Annotated in this window: 25 protein-coding genes and 1 pseudogene; 2 read left to right on the forward strand and 24 right to left on the reverse strand. The window is 66.8% G+C overall.

Translation table 11 applies throughout. The annotated features are described in order from the left end of the window. Positions 1–100: 100 nt before the first annotated feature. Positions 101–2,326, reverse strand: coding sequence for a S9 family peptidase (locus PDM28_RS18230; RefSeq protein WP_311183129.1), 2,226 nt, complete (start codon positions 2,324–2,326; stop codon positions 101–103). Between the two features lie 126 nt (positions 2,327–2,452). Next, positions 2,453–3,142 carry a glutathione S-transferase N-terminal domain-containing protein gene (locus PDM28_RS18235; protein WP_311183130.1) on the reverse strand — a complete coding sequence of 230 codons (690 nt, stop codon included), beginning with the start codon at positions 3,140–3,142 and terminating at the stop codon, positions 2,453–2,455. Positions 3,143–3,249: 107 nt separating this feature from the next. Between PDM28_RS18235 and PDM28_RS18240 the strand changes: the two genes are divergently transcribed. After that, a complete protein-coding gene (locus tag PDM28_RS18240; protein ID WP_311183132.1) occupies positions 3,250–3,885 on the forward strand; it encodes a TIGR00645 family protein in 636 nt (211 codons plus the stop codon). 186 nt (positions 3,886–4,071) lie between these two features. Further along, positions 4,072–5,091 carry an energy transducer TonB gene (locus tag PDM28_RS18245; RefSeq protein WP_311183133.1) on the forward strand — a complete coding sequence of 340 codons (1,020 nt, stop codon included), beginning with the start codon at positions 4,072–4,074 and terminating at the stop codon, positions 5,089–5,091. Positions 5,092–5,155: 64 nt separating this feature from the next. On the opposite strand, the gene PDM28_RS18250 is transcribed toward PDM28_RS18245, so the two are convergent. From PDM28_RS18250 to flgA, 22 genes and pseudogenes are all read right to left on the reverse strand, one after another. Next, positions 5,156–6,340: an ABC transporter permease gene (locus tag PDM28_RS18250; RefSeq protein ID WP_102946251.1), complete on the reverse strand. Its 1,185-nt coding sequence runs from the start codon at positions 6,338–6,340 to the stop codon at positions 5,156–5,158. Beyond that, complete coding sequence (locus PDM28_RS18255; protein ID WP_070209537.1) at positions 6,337–7,083, reverse strand: ABC transporter ATP-binding protein; 747 nt, start codon at positions 7,081–7,083, stop codon at positions 6,337–6,339. Before PDM28_RS18255 ends, PDM28_RS18250 begins: the two co-directional genes overlap by 4 nt. Then, positions 7,080–8,591, reverse strand: a complete 1,512-nt coding sequence (locus PDM28_RS18260; RefSeq protein WP_311183134.1) for an alpha/beta hydrolase — start codon at positions 8,589–8,591, stop codon at positions 7,080–7,082. Before PDM28_RS18260 ends, PDM28_RS18255 begins: the two co-directional genes overlap by 4 nt. Positions 8,592–8,670: 79 nt before the next feature. Next, the gene (locus PDM28_RS18265) at positions 8,671–9,372 is read right to left on the reverse strand and encodes a sigma-70 family RNA polymerase sigma factor (protein WP_311183135.1); all 702 of its coding nucleotides are present in this window, start codon (positions 9,370–9,372) and stop codon (positions 8,671–8,673) included. A 5-nt stretch (positions 9,373–9,377) separates the two neighbouring features. Then, positions 9,378–10,139: a flagellar type III secretion system pore protein FliP gene (fliP, locus tag PDM28_RS18270; RefSeq protein ID WP_311183136.1), complete on the reverse strand. Its 762-nt coding sequence runs from the start codon at positions 10,137–10,139 to the stop codon at positions 9,378–9,380. Then, on the reverse strand, positions 10,126–10,476 hold the full coding sequence (locus PDM28_RS18275) for a hypothetical protein (protein WP_311183137.1): 351 nt from the start codon (positions 10,474–10,476) through the stop codon (positions 10,126–10,128). The genes fliP and PDM28_RS18275 overlap by 14 nt, the downstream gene beginning before the upstream one ends. Continuing rightward, positions 10,473–10,775 (reverse strand): FliM/FliN family flagellar motor C-terminal domain-containing protein, encoded by a 303-nt coding sequence (locus PDM28_RS18280; protein WP_311183138.1) that lies wholly within the window; start codon positions 10,773–10,775, stop codon positions 10,473–10,475. Before PDM28_RS18280 ends, PDM28_RS18275 begins: the two co-directional genes overlap by 4 nt. 15 nt (positions 10,776–10,790) lie before the next feature. After that, positions 10,791–11,465, reverse strand: coding sequence for a hypothetical protein (locus PDM28_RS18285; RefSeq protein WP_311183139.1), 675 nt, complete (start codon positions 11,463–11,465; stop codon positions 10,791–10,793). 59 nt (positions 11,466–11,524) lie between these two features. Beyond that, a complete protein-coding gene (locus PDM28_RS18290) occupies positions 11,525–12,703 on the reverse strand; it encodes a flagellar hook-basal body complex protein (RefSeq protein ID WP_311183140.1) in 1,179 nt (392 codons plus the stop codon). 14 nt (positions 12,704–12,717) lie between these two features. Then, on the reverse strand, positions 12,718–13,146 hold the full coding sequence (locus PDM28_RS18295) for a flagellar hook assembly protein FlgD (RefSeq protein ID WP_311183141.1): 429 nt from the start codon (positions 13,144–13,146) through the stop codon (positions 12,718–12,720). Next, complete coding sequence (locus PDM28_RS18300) at positions 13,136–13,831, reverse strand: hypothetical protein (protein WP_311183142.1); 696 nt, start codon at positions 13,829–13,831, stop codon at positions 13,136–13,138. The genes PDM28_RS18295 and PDM28_RS18300 overlap by 11 nt, the downstream gene beginning before the upstream one ends. After that, positions 13,828–14,280, reverse strand: coding sequence for a hypothetical protein (locus PDM28_RS18305; protein WP_311183143.1), 453 nt, complete (start codon positions 14,278–14,280; stop codon positions 13,828–13,830). Before PDM28_RS18305 ends, PDM28_RS18300 begins: the two co-directional genes overlap by 4 nt. Beyond that, the gene (locus PDM28_RS18310; RefSeq protein WP_311183145.1) at positions 14,277–15,605 is read right to left on the reverse strand and encodes a FliI/YscN family ATPase; all 1,329 of its coding nucleotides are present in this window, start codon (positions 15,603–15,605) and stop codon (positions 14,277–14,279) included. The genes PDM28_RS18305 and PDM28_RS18310 overlap by 4 nt, the downstream gene beginning before the upstream one ends. Next, positions 15,602–16,270: a FliH/SctL family protein gene (locus PDM28_RS18315; RefSeq protein ID WP_311183146.1), complete on the reverse strand. Its 669-nt coding sequence runs from the start codon at positions 16,268–16,270 to the stop codon at positions 15,602–15,604. Before PDM28_RS18315 ends, PDM28_RS18310 begins: the two co-directional genes overlap by 4 nt. 1 nt (position 16,271) lies before the next feature. Further along, positions 16,272–16,715 (reverse strand): hypothetical protein, encoded by a 444-nt coding sequence (locus tag PDM28_RS18320; protein WP_311183147.1) that lies wholly within the window; start codon positions 16,713–16,715, stop codon positions 16,272–16,274. Beyond that, positions 16,712–18,097, reverse strand: a complete 1,386-nt coding sequence (gene fliF / locus PDM28_RS18325; RefSeq protein ID WP_311183148.1) for a flagellar basal-body MS-ring/collar protein FliF — start codon at positions 18,095–18,097, stop codon at positions 16,712–16,714. The genes PDM28_RS18320 and fliF overlap by 4 nt, the downstream gene beginning before the upstream one ends. Positions 18,098–18,099: 2 nt before the next feature. Continuing rightward, on the reverse strand, positions 18,100–18,393 hold the full coding sequence (gene fliE, locus PDM28_RS18330) for a flagellar hook-basal body complex protein FliE (RefSeq protein ID WP_311183149.1): 294 nt from the start codon (positions 18,391–18,393) through the stop codon (positions 18,100–18,102). Then, complete coding sequence (locus tag PDM28_RS18335; protein ID WP_311183150.1) at positions 18,393–18,767, reverse strand: flagellar basal body rod protein FlgC; 375 nt, start codon at positions 18,765–18,767, stop codon at positions 18,393–18,395. Before PDM28_RS18335 ends, fliE begins: the two co-directional genes overlap by 1 nt. A 2-nt stretch (positions 18,768–18,769) precedes the next feature. Beyond that, the gene (locus PDM28_RS18340; protein ID WP_311183151.1) at positions 18,770–19,138 is read right to left on the reverse strand and encodes a flagellar basal body rod protein FlgB; all 369 of its coding nucleotides are present in this window, start codon (positions 19,136–19,138) and stop codon (positions 18,770–18,772) included. Positions 19,139–19,151: 13 nt separating this feature from the next. Next, entirely contained in the window at positions 19,152–20,288 is a 1,137-nt protein-coding gene (locus tag PDM28_RS18345) for a flagellar basal body P-ring protein FlgI (RefSeq protein ID WP_311183152.1), read from the reverse strand. Next, a pseudogene (locus PDM28_RS18350) lies at positions 20,270–20,977 on the reverse strand (flagellar basal body L-ring protein FlgH). The gene PDM28_RS18345 and the pseudogene PDM28_RS18350 overlap by 19 nt, the downstream one beginning before the upstream one ends. Continuing rightward, on the reverse strand, positions 20,859–21,539 hold the full coding sequence (flgA, locus tag PDM28_RS18355) for a flagellar basal body P-ring formation chaperone FlgA (RefSeq protein ID WP_311183153.1): 681 nt from the start codon (positions 21,537–21,539) through the stop codon (positions 20,859–20,861). Before flgA ends, PDM28_RS18350 begins: the two are co-directional and overlap by 119 nt. Between the last annotated feature and the right edge of the window lie 2 nt (positions 21,540–21,541).

Below are 21,541 nucleotides of genomic sequence, written 5' to 3' on the forward strand. Positions count from 1 at the left end.
GACTCCGGTGAGCGGTTCCCTGCGACCCTACGCACTCAGGCCTCCAGCGGCAATCGGCCGGAGGTCATGCCCGCCCCCGGGCAGCGGGGGCGGAAACCGGTTACGGCTTCAGGCAGCGGCCGAGGAAGTCTTCGGCCAGGCGGTAGCGATGCAGCGCATTGCTGCCGGACAGGCCGTGCTTGGCGCCCGGGTAGGTCATCAGCTCGAACGGCTGGCCGCGCTTCTGAAGGGCGCTCATCAGCGAGGTCGAGTTGGTGAACAGCACGTTGTCGTCGGCCATGCCGTGGATCAGCAGCAGGCGCGAGCGCAGGCCGTCGACGTGGGCCAGCACGCGCGCCTCCTCATAGCCCTTGGCGTTGCGCGCCGGCAGGTCCATGTAGCGTTCGGTGTAGTGGCTGTCGTACAGGCCCCAGTCGGTCACCGGTGCGCCGGCCACGCCGCAGGCGTACTGGTCCGAGGCCTTGGCCAGCAGCATCAGGGTCATGTAGCCGCCGTTGGACCAGCCCTGCACGCCGATGCGCGCCGGGTCCACCCACGGCTGCTGCTTCAGCCATTCCACGCCCTTGAGCTGGTCGGCCACTTCTACGGTGCCCTGAACGCCGTACAGCGCGCCGCCGAAATCGCGGCCACGGCGCGGCGTGCCGCGGTTGTCCAGCGAGAACACCACGTAGCCCTGCTGGGCCAGGTACTGGTTGAACAGGTGATCGCCACGGCCGGGCCAGCTGTCGGTGACGGTCTGGCTGGCCGGGCCGCCATACACGTACACCACCACCGGGTAGCGCTTGGACGGATCGAACCCGGCGGGCTTGATCAGGCTGTAGTTGAGCGGGGTGCGGCCATCGGCAGCGGGGAGCGTGCCGAAGGTCACCGGGCGCTGCGCGTCCAGGTAGCGCGCGTACGGGTGGTTGGGATCTTCCAGGTTGTTTTCCACCAGCGTGGCGATCTTCTCGCCGCTGGCCCGGTGCAGCGCGATCTGCGGCGGCGTGGTGGTGTTGGACCAGCTGTCCACGTACACGCTGGCGTTGCGCGCGAAGCTGGCGGTATGCATGCCCGGCTGCTGCGACAGGCGCTGCAGCGGCCCGCCCTGCAGCGGCACCGTGTAGATCTGGCTTTCGCGTGCGTTTTCCACACCGGCGCGGAAGTAGACCTTGCCGGCGTCTTCGTCCACTGCCAGCAGTTCGTCCACCGGCCAGTTGCCCTGGGTCAGGGCGACGGTCGTGCCGTCGTCGGACACGCGGTACAGATGTTCGAAGCCGCTGCGCTCGGACGACCACACGAAGCCGCCCTGCTTCAGGAAGCGCAGGCTGTTGTGCAGCGGCACCCAGGTCGGCGAGGTTTCGGTCACCAGCGTCCGCTGTTTCCCGCTGGCCAGGTCGGCCTGGATCAGCTCCAGGGTCTTCTGGTCGCGCGACTGGCGCTGGAAGGTCAGGCGCTGCGGGTCGCGCCAGTCGACGCGGGCCAGGTAGATGTCTTCATTGCGGCCGAGGTCGATCCACTTGGGGGCGGCTTCGACGCGCGGGGCGATCACGCCCAGCTTCACGGTGACGTTGTGGTCGCCGGCAGCCGGGTAGCGCTGCTCGATCATCTCGGTGCGATCGGCGTACATTTCGTAGCGCTTCTGCACCGGCACCGGCGATTCGTCGATGCGGGCGAAGGCAATCGCCGAGTCATCCGGCGCCCACCAGTAACCGGTGTGGCGGTCCATTTCCTCGTCTGCCACGAATTCGGCCACGCCGTTGCCGATGGTGTCGCTGCCGTCGCGGGTGAGCTGGAGCTGCTTGCCGCTGGCCAGGTCGATCACCCACAGGTTGCGGTCGCGCACGAAGCTGACGAAACCGCCCTTGGGCGAGAGCTTGGCGTCGGTGGCAAAGCCTTCGCCATGGGTGAGCTGGCGCACGGCGGCCTTGCCCTGCTTGCCGAGGTCGTACAGGTACAGTTCGCCGCCCAGCGGGAACAGCAGGGTGCGGGCGTCCGGCGACCACTGGTAATCGACGATGCCGGTCATCGCGGCAATGCGCTGGCGTTCGCGGCGCGCCTTCTCGGCATCGCTCAGGGTTTCATCGCCGGGCAGCACCGCCTTGGAGTCCACCAGCAGGCGGGTCTGGCCGCTGCCGATGTCATAGGCCCACAGGTCCAGCTGGTTGCGGTCGGCCTCCTTGCCACGCAGGAAGCTCACCCGCGAACCGTCCGGCGCCACCTTCGGCTTCATCAGGGTCGGCCCGGACAGCGGCAGCGGCCCGGTGATGGCGTCCAGGGTCAGCTTTTCGGCGTGGGCGACGGTGGTGGTGGCGAGCATGAGGGCGAGCGAGGCAACAAGGTGGCGCATGGATGGGTCCGGCGACGGCAGGCGGACATCCTAGCGTGTGGCCTCGGTGGGGGGAAACGTCGGGGGTAGCGCCGGCCGTTGGCCGGCCCAAACGGTGCCGGCCACGCCCATGTATTCCGAACGGCGTTACCGCTTGCCGAACAGGTGCTTGCGCTCTTCGTCGCTCAGCGGCTTGCCCGCGTCCGGATTTACCTTCTGGCGCAACGCGTAGGCCCGCCCGGTGGCCGGGCGCGCGGCAATCGCCTCGTGCCAGCGCTTCAGGTTCGGGAACGCGGCGAAATCGGCCGGCAGCTTGTCGTAGGCGCCAATCCACGGGTAGCTGGCCATGTCGGCAATGCTGTACTCGTCCCCGGCCAGGAACGCGCTTTCGGCCAAACGCTTGTCCATCACCCCGTGAAGGCGGCGCACTTCATTGCCGTAGCGCTCGATGGCATACGGAATCTGCTCGGGCGCATACACACTGAAATGCCCCATCTGACCGCTCATCGGGCCCAGCCCGGCCATCTGCCAGAACAGCCATTCCAGCACCGCCACCCGGCCACGGGTATCGGCCGGCAGGAATTTGCCGGTCTTCTCGGCCAGGTACAGCAGGATCGCACCGGACTCGAACACGCTCTGCGGCGCGCCGCCATCAGTGGGCTGGTGGTCCACCAGCGCCGGCATCTTGTTATTCGGCGAGATCGCCAGGAACTCCGGCTTGAACTGGTCGCCGCTGCCGATGTTCACCGGCTTGATGGTGTACGGCAGGCCCAGCTCTTCCAGCAGCAGGGTGACTTTGTGGCCATTGGGGGTAGGCCAGTAGTACAGATCGATCATGACAGGACCCAGCGGTTCAGGAATCCCGAGTCTAGTGCGTCAGTCGGGTTGGCAGGGTCATGAAGGCCCGGTACCCTGCGGCGTCCCCAGCAACGCAGCATTCCAGCATGAGTTCTTCCGCCAAGCCCATCAGTCCCCTGTCGTCCCTGATCTTCGCCTCGCGCTGGCTGCAGCTGCCGCTGTACCTGGGCCTGATCCTGGCGCAGTGCGTTTACGTGTTCCTGTTCGGCAAGGAGCTGTGGCACCTGGTGCACAAGGCCAATGCCATGGGCGAGCAGGAGATCATGCTGCTGGTGCTGGGCCTGATCGACGTGGTGATGATCTCCAACCTGCTGGTCATGGTGATCGTGGGTGGCTACGAGACCTTCGTTTCCCGCCTGCGCCTGGAGAACCACCCGGACCAGCCGGAGTGGCTGAGCCACGTCAACGCCAGCGTGCTGAAGGTGAAGCTGGCCCTGTCGATCATCGGCATCTCCTCGATCCACCTGCTCAAGACCTTCATCGGTGCGGGCAACCTGGACGGGCTCCCGTCCTGCGGCAATCCGGAATACGTCACCGCCGTGCTCGACGCCGTTGCCAAGTACGGTCCGGCAGTGGAAGCGTCCTTCAAGTGCACGACCATGACCGGCAGCGGCGTGATGTGGCAGACCATCATCCATGGCGCCTTCATCCTGTCGGCGATCGGCATCGCCTACACCGACAAGCTGATGGCCCACACCCCGAGCAAGTCGCTGGCCCACTGAGACCGGCCCTTGGGCGGCGGTGCGCCCCGGCGTGCCGCCCTGCCCCACCTGCCGCCCCCCAGCGGGGCGCGGGGATGCTAGATTGAGCACTTGTTGCATGGCCTGGACGCTGGGAATCGTCCAGGGCCCTCGGTCGGCCTGACCGCATCAGGCCCTACGTATCGCCGTTCTTCAAAGGGGAGTTGGATGTCGCACGTCAACACGAACGCCAAGGCGCGCCTGCTGGTGCCGCTGACCCTGGTGGTGGCTCTGGCCGCCTGCTCGGGCAAGGATGAAACCGCTGCGCCGGCCGCGCCGACCGCCGCAGCACCGGCTGCCGCACCCGCCGCCACGCCGGCACCGGCACCGGCGGTGTCGGCCAAGGTCCAGTCGATGGGCACCGAGGAACTGCGCGAGCTGGCCAGCAAGGCCCTGCGCGAGAACCGCATGTACGCCCCGGCCGGCGACAACGCCATGGAGTACTACCTGGCGCTGCGCGAGAAGACCCCGGACGACGCCTCGATCAAGAGCGCGCTGACCGACCTGCAGCCGTACGTGCTGATTGCCGCCGAGCAGAGCCTGGCCCGTGAGGACTTCACCGAAGGCCAGCGCCTGGTGGCGCTGATCGAGAAGGTCGACCCCAACGCTGCCGCCCTGCCGCGCCTGAAGAGCGGCATCACCAAGGGCACCGAGATCGCGCTGAAGCGGACCCAGGAAGAGACCGACAAGGTCAAGAAGGACGCCGAGAACAAAACCAAGCAGCTGGCCGAACAGCAGCGCCAGCAGCAGGCCAGCGAGGCCGAAGCGGCCAGGCAGATCGCCGCGCAGCAGGATGCGGCCCGCCGCGAAAGCGAACGCCAGGACGGCGAGCGCCAGGCCGCGGCCCGTCGTGAAGCCGAACAGCGCCAGCAGGCGGCTGCTGCCGCGCAGGCCGCTGCGGCCCGCGCGCCGGCCGCCGCAGCGGCTGCCGCTGCCACCCTGCGCCCGATCAGCACCCCGGCACCGCGTTACCCGGCCGACGCGCTGCGCTCGGGCACCTCGGGCGAAGTGCTGGTCGAAATCACCGTGGGCACCGACGGTTCGGTCACCAACGCGCGCGTGCTGCGCGCCACCCCGGCCCGCATCTTCGATCGCGAAGCGCTGGGCGCGGTGAAGAAGTGGAAGTTCGAGCCGGTGGCCGCACCGACCACCACCCGCCGCACGCTGGCGTTCGCGCCGGGCGGTTGATCGGCGGCATTGCCGTAAAAGAAAAACCCCGGAGCGATCCGGGGTTTTTTGTTGGTCGGTACCGTCAGCCTGAGATCGCCAGGCGCTCCTGGTGGTAACGGCGCACCGCCGCGAACCACAGCAGCGCCGCCAGGCCGAAGCCAGCCGCCAGGTACACGCCCCACATCTGCGCGCTGATCGGCTCGTGGCGGATGATCTTCAGCAACATCTGGTTCTGCGCCAGGAACGGCACCGCCAGCTGCCACAGCTCGCTCTTCACCGGGTACACCATGAGCGCATAGCCCGGCAGCATCGGCAGCAGCATCAGCCAGGTCATGTGGCTCTGCGCTTCCTTCATGCTCTTGGCCGCGGCCGAGAGGAAGGTCAGCAGCGAGGTGCCGATGAACAGGATCGGCATCATCACGAACAGCATCTGCAGCATGGACAGCAGGCCCATGTTGAGCTGCCGCGCGGCCGCGCCGGTGGACAATTGCGCGCTGAGCTTAAACGCGGCCAGCGTCAGCAGCAGCGAGACCACGCCCACCACGCAGGCCGCCGCGATCTTGCCGCTGACGATGGCACCGCGCTTGGCCGGGGTGGCCAGCAGCGGCTCCAGCGACTGCCGCTCACGCTCGCCGGCGGTGGTATCCATCACCAGGTACGCACCCCCGAGGAACGAGGTGATGGTGAGCAGGATCGGCATCAGCATCGACAGCATCACCCCACGCTTGGCCTCGACCGTGGCCAGGTCCTGGGTAGCCACGTCCAGCGGACGCGCCACCTGGGCGTCGATACCGCGCGCCAGCAGCCGCAGCGAACCGACCTGCTGGCTGTAGCCGCTGAGCGCGGCCTTCAGGCGGGCGGTCGGGATGTCCGCGTCGCGGCGGGTGCTGTCCTGCACGATCTCCACCAGCGCCGGGCGGCCTTCGGCCCAGTCCTTGCCGAAGTCCGGGCTGATGCGCAGCGCGATGTCGATCTTCTGGTCGCGGATCTCGGCGGTCAGGTCCTTCGGCGGGTCGACCGCGTTGAGCCCCTGCGAGGCGAGGAAGCGGACCAGGTTGGGGGCGTTCTCGCGGCCGATGGTGGGGATGTCCAGTGGCTTGTCGATCTGGGTCTTGACCCGGCTTTCGGCCAGCTTGCCCATGCCCAGGAACAGCACCGGGTACAGCAGCGGCCCGAGCAGCAGGGTGAGCGCCAGGGTGCGGCGGTCACGCGAGAGGTCGCGCAGTTCCTTGCGCATTACGGTCAACAACGTGGCAAACGCGCTCATGCGTGCAGTCCTTCTTCATTGCCGATCGCCTTCACGAAGGCGTCTTCCAGGTTCGCTTCACCGGTCTGCGCGCGCAGTTCGTCGGCGGTGCCGGCCGCCATCACCGTGCCCTTGGCGATGACCACGATGGTGTCGCACAGCGCGGCCACCTCCTGCATGATGTGGCTGGAGAAGATCACGCAGCGGCCTTCGTCGCGCAGCTCGCGCAGGAATCCGCGCAGGGCGCGGGTGGTCATCACGTCCAGGCCGTTGGTCGGCTCGTCCAGGATCACGTTGCGCGGGTCATGCACCAGCGCCCGCGCGATGGCGGTCTTGGTGCGCTGCCCCTGCGAGAAGCCGTCGGTCTGGCGGTCGAGGATGTCTTCCATGTCCAGCGCCTTGGAGAGCACCTTGGTGCGCTCGCGGATGTGCGCTGCACTCATCCCGTGCAGCTCACCGAAGTAGGCGATGTTCTCGCGCGCGGTCAGCCGCTTGTACACGCCGCGCGCGTCGGGCAGCACGCCCAGGCGGCGACGGACTTCCACCGCCTGGGTGGAGGCATCCAGGCCATCCACCAGCACCCGGCCCTGGTCGGGCGTCATCAGGGTGTAGAGCATGCGCATGGTGGTGGTCTTGCCGGCGCCATTCGGGCCGAGCAGGCCGGTGATGCGGCCGTCCTCGGCCTGGAAGCCCACGTTCTCCACCGCCTTGATCAGGCCGGTTTTGGTCTTGAAGGCTTTATGCAGGTTCTCGGCGACGATCATGGTGCCCATCCGTTGAACGAGGTGAAGGCCGGTACCGGCGCGAGGGTATCCAGGCAGGCGGCATCGAGCGTTTTGGCGTTGGCCGTGTCCATGAACTGCGCGAGCAGGCGCGGCATGCAGCCGGCACCGAGGGTGCCGTGGCCCTGCCCCTTGGCCACGATGTGGCGGCCGTTGGGCAGGTGCTTGAGCACCTGTTCGGCGTAGCGCGGCGGGGTGACCGGGTCGAACTCGCCGGACAGCAGCAGCACCGGCACGTCGGTGCTCAACGGTGCGGTGAAGTTCTTTGGGCGGCTGCCGACGTTCCAGACCGGGCAGGCGGCGAAGAACATGCGCGCCACCTCCGGGCCAAGGATGCGGTCGCCGGCGGGTGCTTCCACATAGCGGTCGGCATCTTCCGCGCAGATCACTGACCACTGCATGCCCTGGTTCATCTGACCGGCCATGTTGCGGGTGGCCAGGCTGTTGAGCGACATCAGCGGCGCGTAGCGGCCTTGGGCGGCTTCATCCAGCACCACCGGCAGCAGCGAGGCCGACTCCGGCATGTACGAGAACATGAAGGCCAGGTTGATCACGGTGTTGGAGCTGATCGGGTCACGCCGGACCGCAGCGGTGCCCGGGTCGCGATACTCGACCTCCACCGGGGCCTTGGCCAGCGTGGAGATGACGTTGCGCAGCTGGGTGTGGGTGTCCACCGGGAAACGCTTGGCGCAGGCCGCGTCCTTCCGGCACTGGGCCGACTGCAGTTCGATCGCCGACTCGAAGGTGTTGGCGAAGTCGCCGCCCACCGCCAGGTCGTTCGGTGCCACGCCGTCGATCACCACCGCACGGATGTGCTGCGGGAAGCGCGCGGCGTACTGCTGGGCCACGCGGGTGCCGTAGGAGCCGCCGACCAGGTTGATCCTGTCCACGCCCAGCGCGGCGCGCACGGCATCCAGGTCGCCGATGGCTTCGGTGGTGGTGTAGAAGCGGGTGTCGGCCCGGTCCACCAGCGCCGCCGCGCAGCGCTTGGCGTACTCAGCCATTACCTCGGGCGTGGGGTCCGCGTTCTCGTCGAACGTCAGCGCCTTGCCGTCGGCGTCGACGCAGCTGAGCGGGTTGGACTTGCCGGTGCCACGCTGGTCGACCAGGATGATGTCACGCTTCTTGCGCACCTCACGCAGCGACTGGTTGATGATGGCCGCTACTTCGGTGGCCGACTGGCCCGGGCCGCCGGCCAGGAAGAACACCGGGTCCTGCTTGCCCTCCCCCTCGTTCTCGGTATCGAGCAGGGCGATGTTCAGGCCGATCCTGCGGCCATCCGGCGCGGCCGGGTTTTCCGGCACCTGCAGCGTGGCGCATTCGGCTTCCACGTTGCTGCTGGCCCGGGCGCTGGTCAGGGTGCAGGGCTTGAACGTCAGTGTTCCGTACTGGCGCGCCGCCCCTTGCGGGGGCGCTTCCGGAGTGGCCTGGCAGGCAGCCAGCAGCAGCACGGCTGCACTGGCGGCCAGGGGACCGCGGGAAAGTCGCATTTCGATCACGTCCTTGGTTGAAGGGGCTCAGCATGCCATGACGGATGGGCGGGCTGGATGTGACCGAAGTGGGGGGCGGTCACGGCCGTTCGATCGGCGCGGCAGGCGACAGCGCGCGGCGGAGGTCCAGCAGGGCAACATGATGGAGTTGCGACACCCTGCCCCTGCTTACGCCCAAGCGCTCCGCCAGCGTCTTGAAGGGAAGGTGCTCGAAGTAGTGGGCCTGGATCAGCAACCGGGAGCGCTCCGGCAGCCGCTGCATCGCCCAGCGCAGACGTGTGTTCATCAGGCTGCGCTCGGTGTATTCCTGGGCACTGCAGAACTGCTCGTCGGCCTGGGCGGCTTCACTGTCGAGCAGGAACGCCAAGCCCAGTCCCACGATGTCCTCGACCAGTTGCTCCAGGGGACCGACCTCGTCGCCCGGAGGGCGCCTGCGCATGGACTGGAGCCGCTCAACCACCCGCGCCCCCGGGTGCTCATCACGGCCGGCGCTGAACTGCCGGACCTCGTTGAAGATTGCCCCACGCACGCGCGCGATCGCATAGCCCGGAAAGGGGATTCCGCGAGACGGGTCGAATCGTGTCATGGCTTCGAGCAGCCCGACGGTGGCGCTCTGGCGCAGGTCTTCGCGCGGCACGCGCAGCCCGGCCACGCGGCGGTGGATCCGGTCGGCAAGCATCTCCGCCCACGGCAGGTAGCGCGCCACGAGTACGTCGCGGGCCGCGCTTTCGCCTGAACGCAGGGTCTGCCACGCCTCCATGTCAGCCGGGTCGGTCTGCACCGCGATCAGTTCCAGAAACTCCCCAGCAGCGCCTTGGCCGTCAACACCCAGCCATCGATCAGGATGAACAGCAGGATCTTCAACGGCAGGCTGATGGTGGTTGGCGGCAGCATGATCATGCCCAGCGCCATGAGAATCGCGCTTACCACCAGATCGATGAGCAGGAACGGCAGGAAGATGACGAAGCCGATCTGGAACGCGGTCTTCAGCTCGCTCAGCAGAAACGCGGGCACCAGGTGCGTGAACGCCACATCCCTGGCCGTGGCCGGCATGGGCGCCTTCGCCATCTCCAGCACCACTTTGAGATCGCTCTCGCGCGTCTGCGAGATCATGAACTGACGCATGGGATCCTTGCCACGCTCGATGGCCTCTCCGGCGGTAATCTGCTGGCTGAGGTACGGCGTCAATGCGTCCTGGTCGATCTTGCCTGCCACCGGCGCCATGGTGAACCAGGTCAGGCACAACGACAGGGTGATGATGACGCTGTTCGGCGGCGTCTGCGGCAGGCCCAACGCGTGGCGCAACAGCGAGAGCACGATCACGATGCGCGTGAACGAGGTCATCGCGATCAGCATCACCGGTACCAGCGACAGCAGGCTGAGCAGCACGAAGTTGCGCAGCACCGGCGAGAAGTCCTGGCGCGCGACTTCATCGGCCACGCTGTCGAGGGCGCTGGCATCGGCGTGCAGGGCAAAGGAGAGTACGCACCCGCCTGCCAGCAACGCCAGTCCATGAGACAGCCGGAGCCGGGTGTCACGCCTTGTCATGGGACGTCTCCACGCGATGCATCTGGACCTGCGCGCTGGATTCCACCACCAGATACTCGCCGTCACCGCTCTGGATCCTGTGCACGGACGTGCGCGGACTGAGCCGGAGCGTGCCGGTCAAGCGCAGATCCTGCTCGGCGGTCGGCTTTGCAAGAACGGCTGCCCCCAACCAGCGTTGAAGCCAGCCTCGGCGCCGCGCCGCGTACAGACCCACCAGTACCACGGCCAGCAGCAGCACGGTCATGCCGAGCGCCTGGATTGCATCGGCGCCGCCAGCGCTGCCCTCTTCGCGGAATGCGATGGGCACCGGAGTGGCACTGGAGACCGTTGCGGTCACAGCAGCTCCAGGATGCGGATGGCGTAGTGATCGTCCACGGCGAGCAACTCGGCGCTGGCCACCACGCGGTCGTTGAGCAACAACGACACCGGTGCCTCCAGTCCCTGGTCCAGCTTCAACTGGTCGCCGCTCTTCATCGCCAGCAGCTGTTCGATGCTCAGGGTAAGCGAGCCGATCTGCGCGGTCATGCGTACCTCTACATGGCCGACCAGAGCCAGGGCGGGGTGGGTAGTACCAAGGCCGGAAAGCTCCTGGGCAAGGCTGCCAGCCGCAGCGGCGGGTGTGGAAAGGGTTTCCATCGTAGTGAGCACCTGTCAGTGAATGTGTTCGGCCGTGATGGCCTTTGCCTGGCCGATGGCGGTGAGCCGACCGGTCAGGAGTGGCGGGCTGCCTGCGGCCCCCAATGCGTCCGGCGCACTCAGTGGAATGCCGGTGCCGAGGATGTCGCCCGGGCGCAGTGAGCTGACCAGCGAGATATCCACGCTTCCCAACTCGAGCGTGGCGGTCAGCGCAACCGCGGTTCCCGCGAGGGCCGCCGTTCTGGACTCCAGTGGGGCTGCGATCCTTCGCTGCGGGTCGAGTCTGTTACAAGTCACAGGGTCCAGCAGAAGGTGGAAGCGCACGTCGCCGACGGATATCTCCATGCAGATCCACCCGTAGCGGTCGGTGAAAACCTCCGCCGGCGCTTGGTCCTGCTCGACCAGCACCGATGCAGCTCCCACCAGCGAGGACAGCAACGCTGCAAGCGCCTCTGCTCCTACCGCCAGCGCGACGTTGAAGTCGGCAGCCACGCGCGTAGGCACCGCAGCGAGCGCGCCGCCCAGCCGGGCCATTGCTGCGCGGTCCATACCGGCAAGAGCGCGGCCATCATCGGCGGTGGCCAGCTGCCACGCCGCTGCCTGCGCCTGGGCGCGGGCAAGCTCGTCGACGGATACGGCGGCGGGTGTAACTGCCCAGTTGCGTTGCCAGTCCAGCACCAGCGCGTGCACCGCCGTGCGCACCGCGCGGCAACGGGTAGGCCCCTGCCATCGAATCGGATGCCCTGCCATCAGCCGCCCTTTGTACTGTTGTAGAGCTGTTCGATCATTTCGTTGCTGACCGTCATGACCCTGGAACTGGCCTGGTAGCCGCGCTGGATGATGATCATGTCGGCGAACTCGCGGGTCAGGTCGATGTTGGACATCTCCAGACTGGCGCCGGCGATCTTGCCGTAGCGACCACTACCGGCGGTGCCGATCTCGCGCTGCGATGCATCCACGCCCGAGACAATCCGGCCACCACTGAGCTTCAACGCGCTCTCGTTGGCGAACAGCGCCAGTGCAACCTGGCCGCCTGTGCGCTTCTTGGTAGTCGAATAGCTGAGCTGCAGGATGCCTTTCTCGTCGAACTTCATCGTGGTGATCGGCAACACACCATGGCCGTCGTCAACTTTCGCAGTCAGGCCGGAGGGCGTTCCCGACTGGGAGGTCATGCCATTGAATGAGCCAGGGGTACCGAAGTCGAACGTCAGCGTCTGGTCGCCGCCCGCGCTGCTGAGCACGATATCCATGGTGCTGTAGCCAGCCTGTGGCAGGCCCTGCACGCTGAAGCGCACCTCACCCGTGCCGATGCTGGCCCCTGTGTCGTCCAACACGGCCACATCGAACGCGCCGGGGATCTGGGTAGCGCTACGGGTGAACTGCATCTTCAGCACCCGCGCCGTGCCGGTGGTGTCATAGACAGTGATGGAGTTGAGGTCCACCGGCGTCGCAGGCGCGGTGGGAGACGCACTGGAAGGCAGCAGATTGCCGCTGATGTGCACTCCGGTGGTCGGCACGGCACCTACCGTGCGCAACCCTTCAATCGTGATCGACGCAAGGGCACCGGTGGTATCCGCAGCCATGACTTCGTAGCTGTTGACACTGTCAACCAGCACGCCATCGTCGTTGAAGCGGAACTGACCGGCTCGCGTGTAGTGCAGTGCGCCAGCGGCGTCGCGCAGCACGAAGTACCCGTCTCCATCGACCGCAAGGTCGGTCGCGTTTCCGGTCTGGCGGGTGTCGCCCGCCACGGTGCGCAGGTCTTCGCCCACGATGCGCGTGCCGAGGTTGCCTTCAATGTTGGCGAAGAAGGAATCACTGCCCCGGAATCCGGGTGTGTTCATGTTCGATACGTTGTTGGAAACGGTATTCAGGCTTCGCGAGAAGCTGAACAATCCTGAGAGGCTGGTGAAAAGGGCCTGGAACATGGCGGTTTCCTATATCAGGGACTGCTGGAGGGCTGCACCAACGACACCTGCGACAGCTTCACGCCGGTGCTGACCTGCCCGGCGCTGTCGCGCACGCTCAGCTCGGGTCCGCTGGTGCCGAACTGCACGGCAATGACGCGGCCGGATACCTTGCCGCCCTCGCCCGCAATTTCAACCTGGCGGTCGATCAGGCTGACCGCCTGACTGGCGGCCGACATGGTGAGCTGGTCGGCGGTGTTCTGGCTCAGCTGGCGCGACTGTTCGAGCGCGGAAAACTGCGCCAGCTGCGCCAGGAATTCACGGTTGTCGACCGGCTCCATCGGGTCCTGGAACTGCAGCTGCGCCAGGAACAGCCGGATGAAGTCGTCCTGGTTGATGGTGTTGTTGTTGGTCAACTCGCTCTGCTGCGTGCCCAACGTGCTTCCAATTGCATCAACGGCCATGGTGGTTTCCTGTTGCGGGTTCGGGCATGCGCCAGAGTTCATGGCCATTGACGGTGACGCGCGTCAGTGCCATGCCCTGGTCACGAGCAAAGCGATGCAGCTGTTGCAGCAGCTGCGGGTGGTTGGTTTCGTCCAGGCGGTAGTCGCGTAGGCGCAGTTGGACGTCGCCACCGCTTCCACGCAGCCACTGCAGCCAGCGCTCCTGCCACGGCACGCCGGCATCCGGATGCTGGGCCGCCGCACTGGCGGCGGTGGCAAGTGACGGGGTCTGCGCGGGCTCGCGTGTTGCCACTATTGCCATGCCCGCTGTCGGACGTACGGAAGTAGCCAGCGCCATAAAGGGCCCGGGCGCGACAGGGACGCCATGGGTGACTGGCGCCGTATCTGCCGTTCCGGTCAGCGCAGCCCCGGGCTGCAGCAGGAGGAACAGCTGCGTCTGCAACGCGGCCCCGGCTTCGCTCTGGGACAAGCGCGGAGTTGCAGCCAGGCCCCAGGGCAACGAGATGGTACGGGTTGAACCGTGTTCGTCACGCAAGTCCAGCTCGATCGGATCGGTCGCAGGGGTGGCTGCTGCCGGGGAGTGTGCAACGGCCTTCTCAAATGCACGGGGCGATGGGTCCGAGGTACGGCGCTCGGTAGCACGCACCAGCGGAATCTGGTTGGGGTCGAGCAGTGGGGGAATCATGTTCTATCTCCGCATCGCAGCCGCGCCAACAGCAGGTCGCTGTTGTCGTCGAAGTCACGCATGTCCTGCACTTGCTGCAGGCGGTCACGTTCCAAGGCCAGATGGTCGCCCACCTGGTCACGCTGGCGCTGAGCCGCCAGATGCGCAGTCGCAGCGGCGGCGGCGCGCTGTTGGGCCTGGGCATGCACGTGGAGCTGTTGAGCTACCCTGTCGTGCAACCCCTCCAGAACCTGTGTCACCAGCCCGGCACGGCCGAGGTCCAGCGCCAGGCCCTGCCCCGCATTACCGGCTTGTTGCTGAGCATCACCCAGATCCGATCTGGCCCGCGTAAGTGCGTCGTGCTGCGTGCGCTCGTCACGTTGGGCCAGGAGATGGGCCGCTTCCTGCCTGCCGTGCTGAAAATCGCGCAGACGGTGCAATGCCGACAAGGCGCGCTCTCGTTGGCTCATGCAGCTGCCCCTTCCGCAAGCAAGCTGCGGAGCTGCTGCAGCGCGTCCTTCCGACCGTAGCGTTTATCGGCCACCTGCTGCAGGAAGGCTTCCATGGCAGGACGTCGCAGCAACACTCCGTCCAGCTCCAGGTTCACGCCGGGCTGGTGAGCGCCGAGCTCCACCAGATCGCGTGCGCCCTCGTAAAGCGCCAACTCGCGCCGGGCGCGACGCGCAGTGTCCTGCTCGGTACCGCTGGCGACCGCGCCGATCAGGCGGCTGGCGCTATGCAGCACGTCGATGGCCGGATGGTGGCCGCGCGCGGCCAGTTCCCGGTCCAGCACGATATGTCCGTCCAGGATGGCCCGCATGTGGTCCGTGACGGGCTCGTTCATGTCGTCGCCCTCTACCAGCACGCTGTAGATGCCCGTGATGGACCCGCCACCCCGCACCCGGCCGCAACGTTCGAGCATGCGAGGCAGCTGTGCGAAGACGGACGGCGTGTAGCCGCGGAACGTTGGCGGCTCGCCGATCGACAGCCCGATGTCCCGCTGCGCCATCGCAAACCGGGTCATCGAATCGACCACCAGCAGGACCGCCTTGCCTTGGTCCCGGAAGTACTCCGCCACTGCGTGAGCGGCGTAGGCCGCTTGGGTACGCATCAACGCGGGTTCGTCGGCGGTAGCCACCACCACCACCGAGCGTTTCAATCCTTCGCTGCCCAGTGAGTGCTGCAGGAAGTCGTTGACTTCGCGACCGCGCTCGCCGATCAGGGCAAGCACGGTGACATCTGCGTCGACCTGGCGTGCCAGTGCACCCAGCAGCGTGCTTTTGCCCACTCCGCTGCCGGCCATGATTCCAACCCGCTGCCCTTCGCCGAGAGTCAGCAGCGTGTCGATCGCACGCACCCCGGTTTCCATCACCCGCTCGATCGGCAGTCGGTGTAGGGGATTGATGGGCGGGCGGGCCAGCGGATAGCGCTGCTCGAGTTCCAGTGCGGGACCGTCGTCCAGCGGGGTTCCGTGCGCATTGATGACCCGGCCCAGCAACGCCTCGCCAACACCCACATCGACACCCCGCCCCAGCGGACGCACCAGATGGCCCGGTGCTATGCCGGTCAGCTCGCCGTAGGGCATGAGCTGGGTCATGCCGGCGCGGAAGCCCACCACCATGGCGTCCAACTGGTGGCCGCCGTTGCCCTCGATCAGGCAACGCTCGCCCAGCACCACGTCTGGCCCAAGTGCCTCGACCACCAGCCCGTTGAACGACTCCACGCGGCCCAGTCGGCGCACCATCGGTGCAACACGCAGGTGCTCCAGCAGAGTGTCGATACCTGCGCTGTTCATCGTGGCTGCGCTGCCAGTCCAGAGAGAAACGCTGCGCGGATCGCGTCCAGCCGGACATCCAGGCCGCCATCTACAATGCCGTTACTGGTCTGCAGCTGTACCTGGCCCGGCAACAATCCCACGGCCGGCTCAACGCGCACCTGGGCATCGGCCAGACCTTCCACCAATGGATGCAGGCTTGGGGCCACGCGCAGCAGTACCGGGCGTTCGCGCTGCTCGTCCAGCAACTGTGCACAGACCTGGCGGAAGTCCGCGCTGGATGACCCGCACACGCGCACCACAGCGGCATACGCCAGCACGACGGCGTCCTCCAACAACTGCGTCTCCATCCTGTCCACACACACAGGCACCTGAGCCAGCAGCTCGCTCAGATGCCGCTGTTGTTCTTCCAGCATCTGCAGGCGCGTGTCGTGCGCCGCTTGCAGCGCGTTGGTCTGCTCGCGCAGGTGCTTTTCCAGCGCAGCAGCGGCGGCTGCTTCGCCGGCGCGCAAGCCCTCGATCCGTGCCTGTTCCAGCGTGGCGGCACGTTCCTCGGCCAGCGTGGGACCGGCGGGGATGGCGGGGGCTACATCAGCCGCAGTCGCCGCGCCAGCAGCCGGTGTTGCCGCACCCAGTAGCTGCGAGAGGGTCCTTGCTGCCCCCGGAGTCGGGTCTACACGCTGCATGTCAGCCCGCCTCAACCATGTCGAGGAGATGCCTGCGCAGCGACGCTTCCAGGGCGGTCGGCAGCACGGACACGTTCGCCAGCATCGGAACCACCGCAGCGCGGCTCGCCGGTTCCAGGGCCGCAATGCAGAACTCGCGTTCGGCTCCCTGCAGGCAGGTGAGGCCGCGTGCCAGCCAGGGCGACGAAACGCGGCCGGCCATCGTGTTCCAGTCGATGCGGACGGCAGGCAGATCAGTTTGCACGGACGAGCCAGCCTCGAGTCCCTCCGCTGATACAGCGTCGATGGGAAGCGACGACGCCAGCAGCTCGCGCAGCACCTGCCGCACCAGCGGTTCATCCGACGACGGAAGTGCGGCGATCAAGGCGCTCTGGTCACGCGGGTGAAGCGGCGCCAGCAGCAGCGCACAGCGGCGGTGCGCTTCGGTAGCGACTGCGACGCTCATGACAGGCGTCCGTCTTGCAACCACAGGCGCATCTTCCGGAGGGCTTCTTCGCGCTGCTGTGCTGTGAGACGGGCCGGTTGCCGTCGGCGCAGCCCGAGCCACAGCCAGGTCGCCACCACCCCAAGCAGCGCCGCTGCGATCAGCCGCCAACCATACTCCGGCGCCGGCTTCTGCACGCTCGGTGGCGCCGGTGCACGCACGCTGGGAGCCGAAACCTGCGGGCCCGCATCTGCTGCCGCCGCCGCGGAGGCGGGCCCGGTCGCATGGCCCTGGCCCAGACGCGAGATCTCCAATTGGTCACCGCGCTCGAAATCCATTCCGGCGGCAGCGGCAACCAACGCGCGCAGCCGGTACAGCTCAACCTCGTCCAGGCGGGCGGGGACTACCACCGCCACCGACAGGCGTTCGACACGGCCCGGGGCCCGGTTTACTTCCTGCCGGGTCGTGCCGAGCACGTACTCGGTGTCTTCCTCCTGGCGTGGCGTGGCTGCGCCCTCCTGCTGCGGTTGCGAGGTGGTCCGCCGCCGCTGGATCAGCCCGCTGCCCTGGTCTCCGAGAGCCACCGGGCGTTCGCTGACTTCGCGCACCGCGTCGTAGTTCAGGGTGGCATCGACCGACACGGCGAAGTCGCCCGCATTCATGGTCTTGCCCAGCAGCGAGGCCACCCGCGTGGTGATGGCCCGCTCAACTTCACCCTTGCGCTCGCCCTGTACCTGCTCGCCGCCAGTCGCGATGTCCGCGGCGCCGCCGGACAACAGCGCGCCTTCTGAGTCGAGCACCGACACATGCTCTGGCTTGAGCCCTTCCACCGATGCCGCCACCAGACTGCGAATACCGTCGAGCTGACCGCGACTCAGGCTCTGGCCAGGCGACAGCGACAGGGCCACCGAGGCCTTGGAGCCGTCTTCCTGCTCGGCGAACAACCCCTGACGACGAATGGTCAGGTGAACCCGGGCATCCAGCACGCCGGGGAGGCTGGTGATGGTGCGCTCGATCTCACCCTGCAGCGCCCGCTGGTAGTTCACCTTCTGGGCGAACTCGGTGACCCCGAAGTCGGACTCGTTGAACAGCTCAAAGCCAACATGCCCTCCCTTGGGGATGCCCGCCGAGACCAGGCGCATGCGTGTTTCATAGACCTTCGCTTCGTCCACGCTGATCGAGGTGCCGCCTTCACCAAGGCTATAGGGCACCTTCCATTCGCCCAGCGTCTGCACGATTTCTGCCGCGTCGGACTGCCGGAGATTACTGAACAGCGTCTGATGCCGAGGGGCGACCAGCCATGCAACCACCGCGATGGTTGCGCCCACCACCAGCAGGCTGCCAACCAGCAGACCGGCGCGCGCAGGCTGGGAAAGCGATCTGTAGAAAGACAAGGCATTCATGGTCAGAGCTGCATCCGTGCCAGTTCCTGGTACGACTCAAGCAGGCGGTTGCGGACCTCTACTGCAAAAGTCAGCTCCATTCGGGCCTGTTCCAGGGCAATCATCACTTCGTGCACTGGCACGTCCTTGCCACTGGCCAGCGCTTTGGTGGCCGCGTCGGCCGCCTGCAGGCGGCCTTCAAGATGCTGGACGCCCTGCCCGATTGCTGCAGAGAAATCCGCCGTTCGGCCGGGCTCGGCCGGTCCGGTGGGCAGCAATCTGAGTGCATCGACAGCGCCAATTGCTTCAACAGCCATTACTTCGCTCCAATATCGAGTGCGCGCAGCGTCATGCCACGCAGCATGTTGAACGAACGCACGTTGGCCTCGTAGCCGCGGCTGGCCGTCATCAACGTGGTCATTTCCTGCACCATGTCGACCCGGGCGTAGTGCACGAAGCCCTGTGCGTCAGCCATGGGGTGGCCCGGGTCACTGACTTCACGGGTATCTGCCGGAACTGCCTGCAGTTGCGCCGCGAAGTCGCGACCCGCGCCCACCTGCCAGCGCTGGGCACTTCCGTCCGCCGGCAGCGCCACATTGGCACTGGCAATGTTGCGGCTGGCTGCATCCAGGCGCAGACGCTCCTGCGCCATGCCGGCACGCACCGTGTCGAGAATGCTGTCAATCGCCATGCTCAGCTCCTTCCTGTTACGGCAAGGCGCATCAGACCGAACTGGCGGCTGAGAACTTCGCCCAAGGTCTGGTAGTTCATCGACGCCGCCGACATCTCCGCCACCTGCGTGTCCAGGCCCAGCGCCGAGGCTTCCACCGTCGCGTCGTGCGGCTTCAGCGCAGACAGTGCGCGCAGCCCATCGGAGAGCGCCGCGGACGATGCGTTGCCGCTGCCATAAGCTTTAAGCAGACCCTCCAACTGTGCGAAGTCCGCCGTCTGCGCGCGCGCCCCCGGCGTTCCGGCTCGGGCCACATTGTTGCTGGCCAGTTCCGCCCGGAGTTGCTGCAGGCCCATGGACAGCCTTACGGCGTCCAGCGTTGATGCTTCCATCCACGTTCCCCTGTTATTGAATGACCAGCTCGCCATCGAGCGCGCCGGCGGTCTTGATCGACTGAAGGACGGCAATCACATCGCGCGTAGTGAGACGCGCCGTACGCAACGCTCCAATTAGGTCGGCCACCGAGGCGCCTTCTGGCACCTGTACCAGCGGTGCCACGCCCTCCTCGGCGTCGATCCGCGTGGAAGGTGTCACCACCGATGCAATGCCCCGGCTGGGACGGAAGTACACACCGTCTGGCTGCGACACCTGGAACTCGTTGCTGATCTCGACCTTCAAGCTGCCATGCGAGACGCTGACCCGCCCCAACCGCACGTCGCCACCTGCCACCACTGTGCCGGTTCGCTCGTTGACCACCACCCTCGCCTTGCGTTGCTGCTCCAGCGTGAGGTTCTCCAGCCTCGAGATCACTGCTATCAGGTCACCTGGCGGACGCGCGAAGGTGACACTGACCTTTCCAGCATGTTCGGCACGCGCACCGCTTACCTCACCCATGCCGCGAATGGCGTCTGCAATTCGCGTGGCGTTGGTGAAATCCGGCTCATTGAGCACGATCGACAGCGATCGGCCGTCGGTGGCGACCTGCAGCGGCGAAGCCTGTTCGATGCTGCCGCCTGATGGAATCCAGCCCACAGTGGGGTGATTGCGTTGCAGCGAAGCTGCCAGGCCCTCGAACTGGTAGCCGCCGACCGACAGCGCGCCCTGGGCCATGGCATACAGACGGCCATCGGCACCGCGCAGCGGCGTCAGCATCAGGGTGCCCCCCGTGAGGCTGCGCGCATCGCCGGACGAGGCTACCTGTACGTCTACCAGCTGGCCGGGCTCGGCGAACGCAGGAAGGCGAGCCGTGACGATCACCGCCGCCACGTTGCGGCTGGCCACGTCCTGGTCTGAGACGTTTACGCCGAACGTGCGCAGGGTGTTGGCCACCGACTGCACGGTTGCGCGGTTGCGGCTGGAGTCACCAGAACCGGACAGGCCGAACACCAGCCCATAACCTGTCAGCTGGTTCTCGCGGACGCCGGCCACGCGGGCAATGTCCTTGACCTTCACCGTTGCGGCCATAGCGGGGTCGATGGATGCCAGCATGGCCAGCAACGAAACGAGCAGAACGCGCAGGGTGATCACAGCAACCTCAGCCATTTCAGGGCGCGGTAGATCATGCTCTGGCGCTGGGAGGTACTTACATCGCCCACCCCGTCCAGTTCGATGTCCGCATTGGCGATCCGGTGCGACCAGACCGTGTTGTCGGCGGCGATGTCCTGCGGACGTACGCGTCCACGCAGGCGAATATGCTGTCGTTCGCGGTTGACCAGCAACGTCTGCTCACCCTCGATGTCCAGCATGCCGTCAGGCTGCACCGACACCACCTACACCGAAATCTGCGTACGCAGTTCGCCACTCCGCGTGGTCTGGGCGCCGCCGGCAACGGAGCCGTTCAGCCCGGCCTTGGCCGAGTAGTCGGTCGTGGGCGAGGACAGCGAAGCACCCAGACCGAGCTGGCTGGACGCGTCGGTCGCAGCCTGGGACTTGGCCCGGGTGGCTTCGGCCACGTACACAGTGAGCACATCACCGGGTCGGTATGCACGGTGGTCGGCCATCAGCGGCCGGTAGTTCTCTACGTCCACCAAGGTCTGTCGCGCCGGCGGTGCCGCCAGCGCGCAGGCCGTGACCATCGCCAGCAGCACGCCGGCGGTGAAGCGTTGCGGGAACTTACTCATGAACCTGTACCTTCCCGGGTGCGGTGACCACCGCGACGATCGCTTCCTGCGCGTAACTGGGGCGGACCGGGATGCGCTCGCCGAGTCGCCCGTCCTGCAAGGCAACCGCATCGGCAGAAAGCCGGATGGAACCGCGCTGCACCAGCAACTGCACGCTCTGCATGCCCTGTACCGCCGGGCGGGCTTCGACGCTGCCCTCGGTGAGCGGCATGCCCGCGCGTACATCGGTACGCAGCCGGTAGTCATCCCCCGGATGCTGCTGCAGGATTGCACCGGCGCAGCACACCATGTCCACCTGGGCGGCTTGAAGCCGTACGTCGCCCAGTGCAGTGCGCGCGGCGTAATCCGCCGCAAACACCTGGACCGTGCGCACATCGCTGGCCGTGACCGGCATGCTGAGGGTGCGCACCAGGCGACCATCTACCCGCAGCCGCACCGGCACCGTGGCCCGCGCGCGTGGCCAGCGTCCGGCCACCTCGCCCACCTCTGCACTGACCGCACCGGCGGGCAATGGCTGGACCTGCAGAGCACCCACTGCAACCTTCGCGGTGCTGCCCCCGGCCTGTAGACGCGCCTGCAATGTCTCAGCGACCTGTGCAGGCAAGGCGTCGCCGTTGCCGACCACAGGCATGGCGGCAAGAGTGAACGACAGCAGCAGGGATGCGAGCGACATGC

It is taken from the genome of Stenotrophomonas aracearum, from assembly GCF_031834615.1.
Taxonomy (GTDB): domain Bacteria; phylum Pseudomonadota; class Gammaproteobacteria; order Xanthomonadales; family Xanthomonadaceae; genus Stenotrophomonas; species Stenotrophomonas aracearum.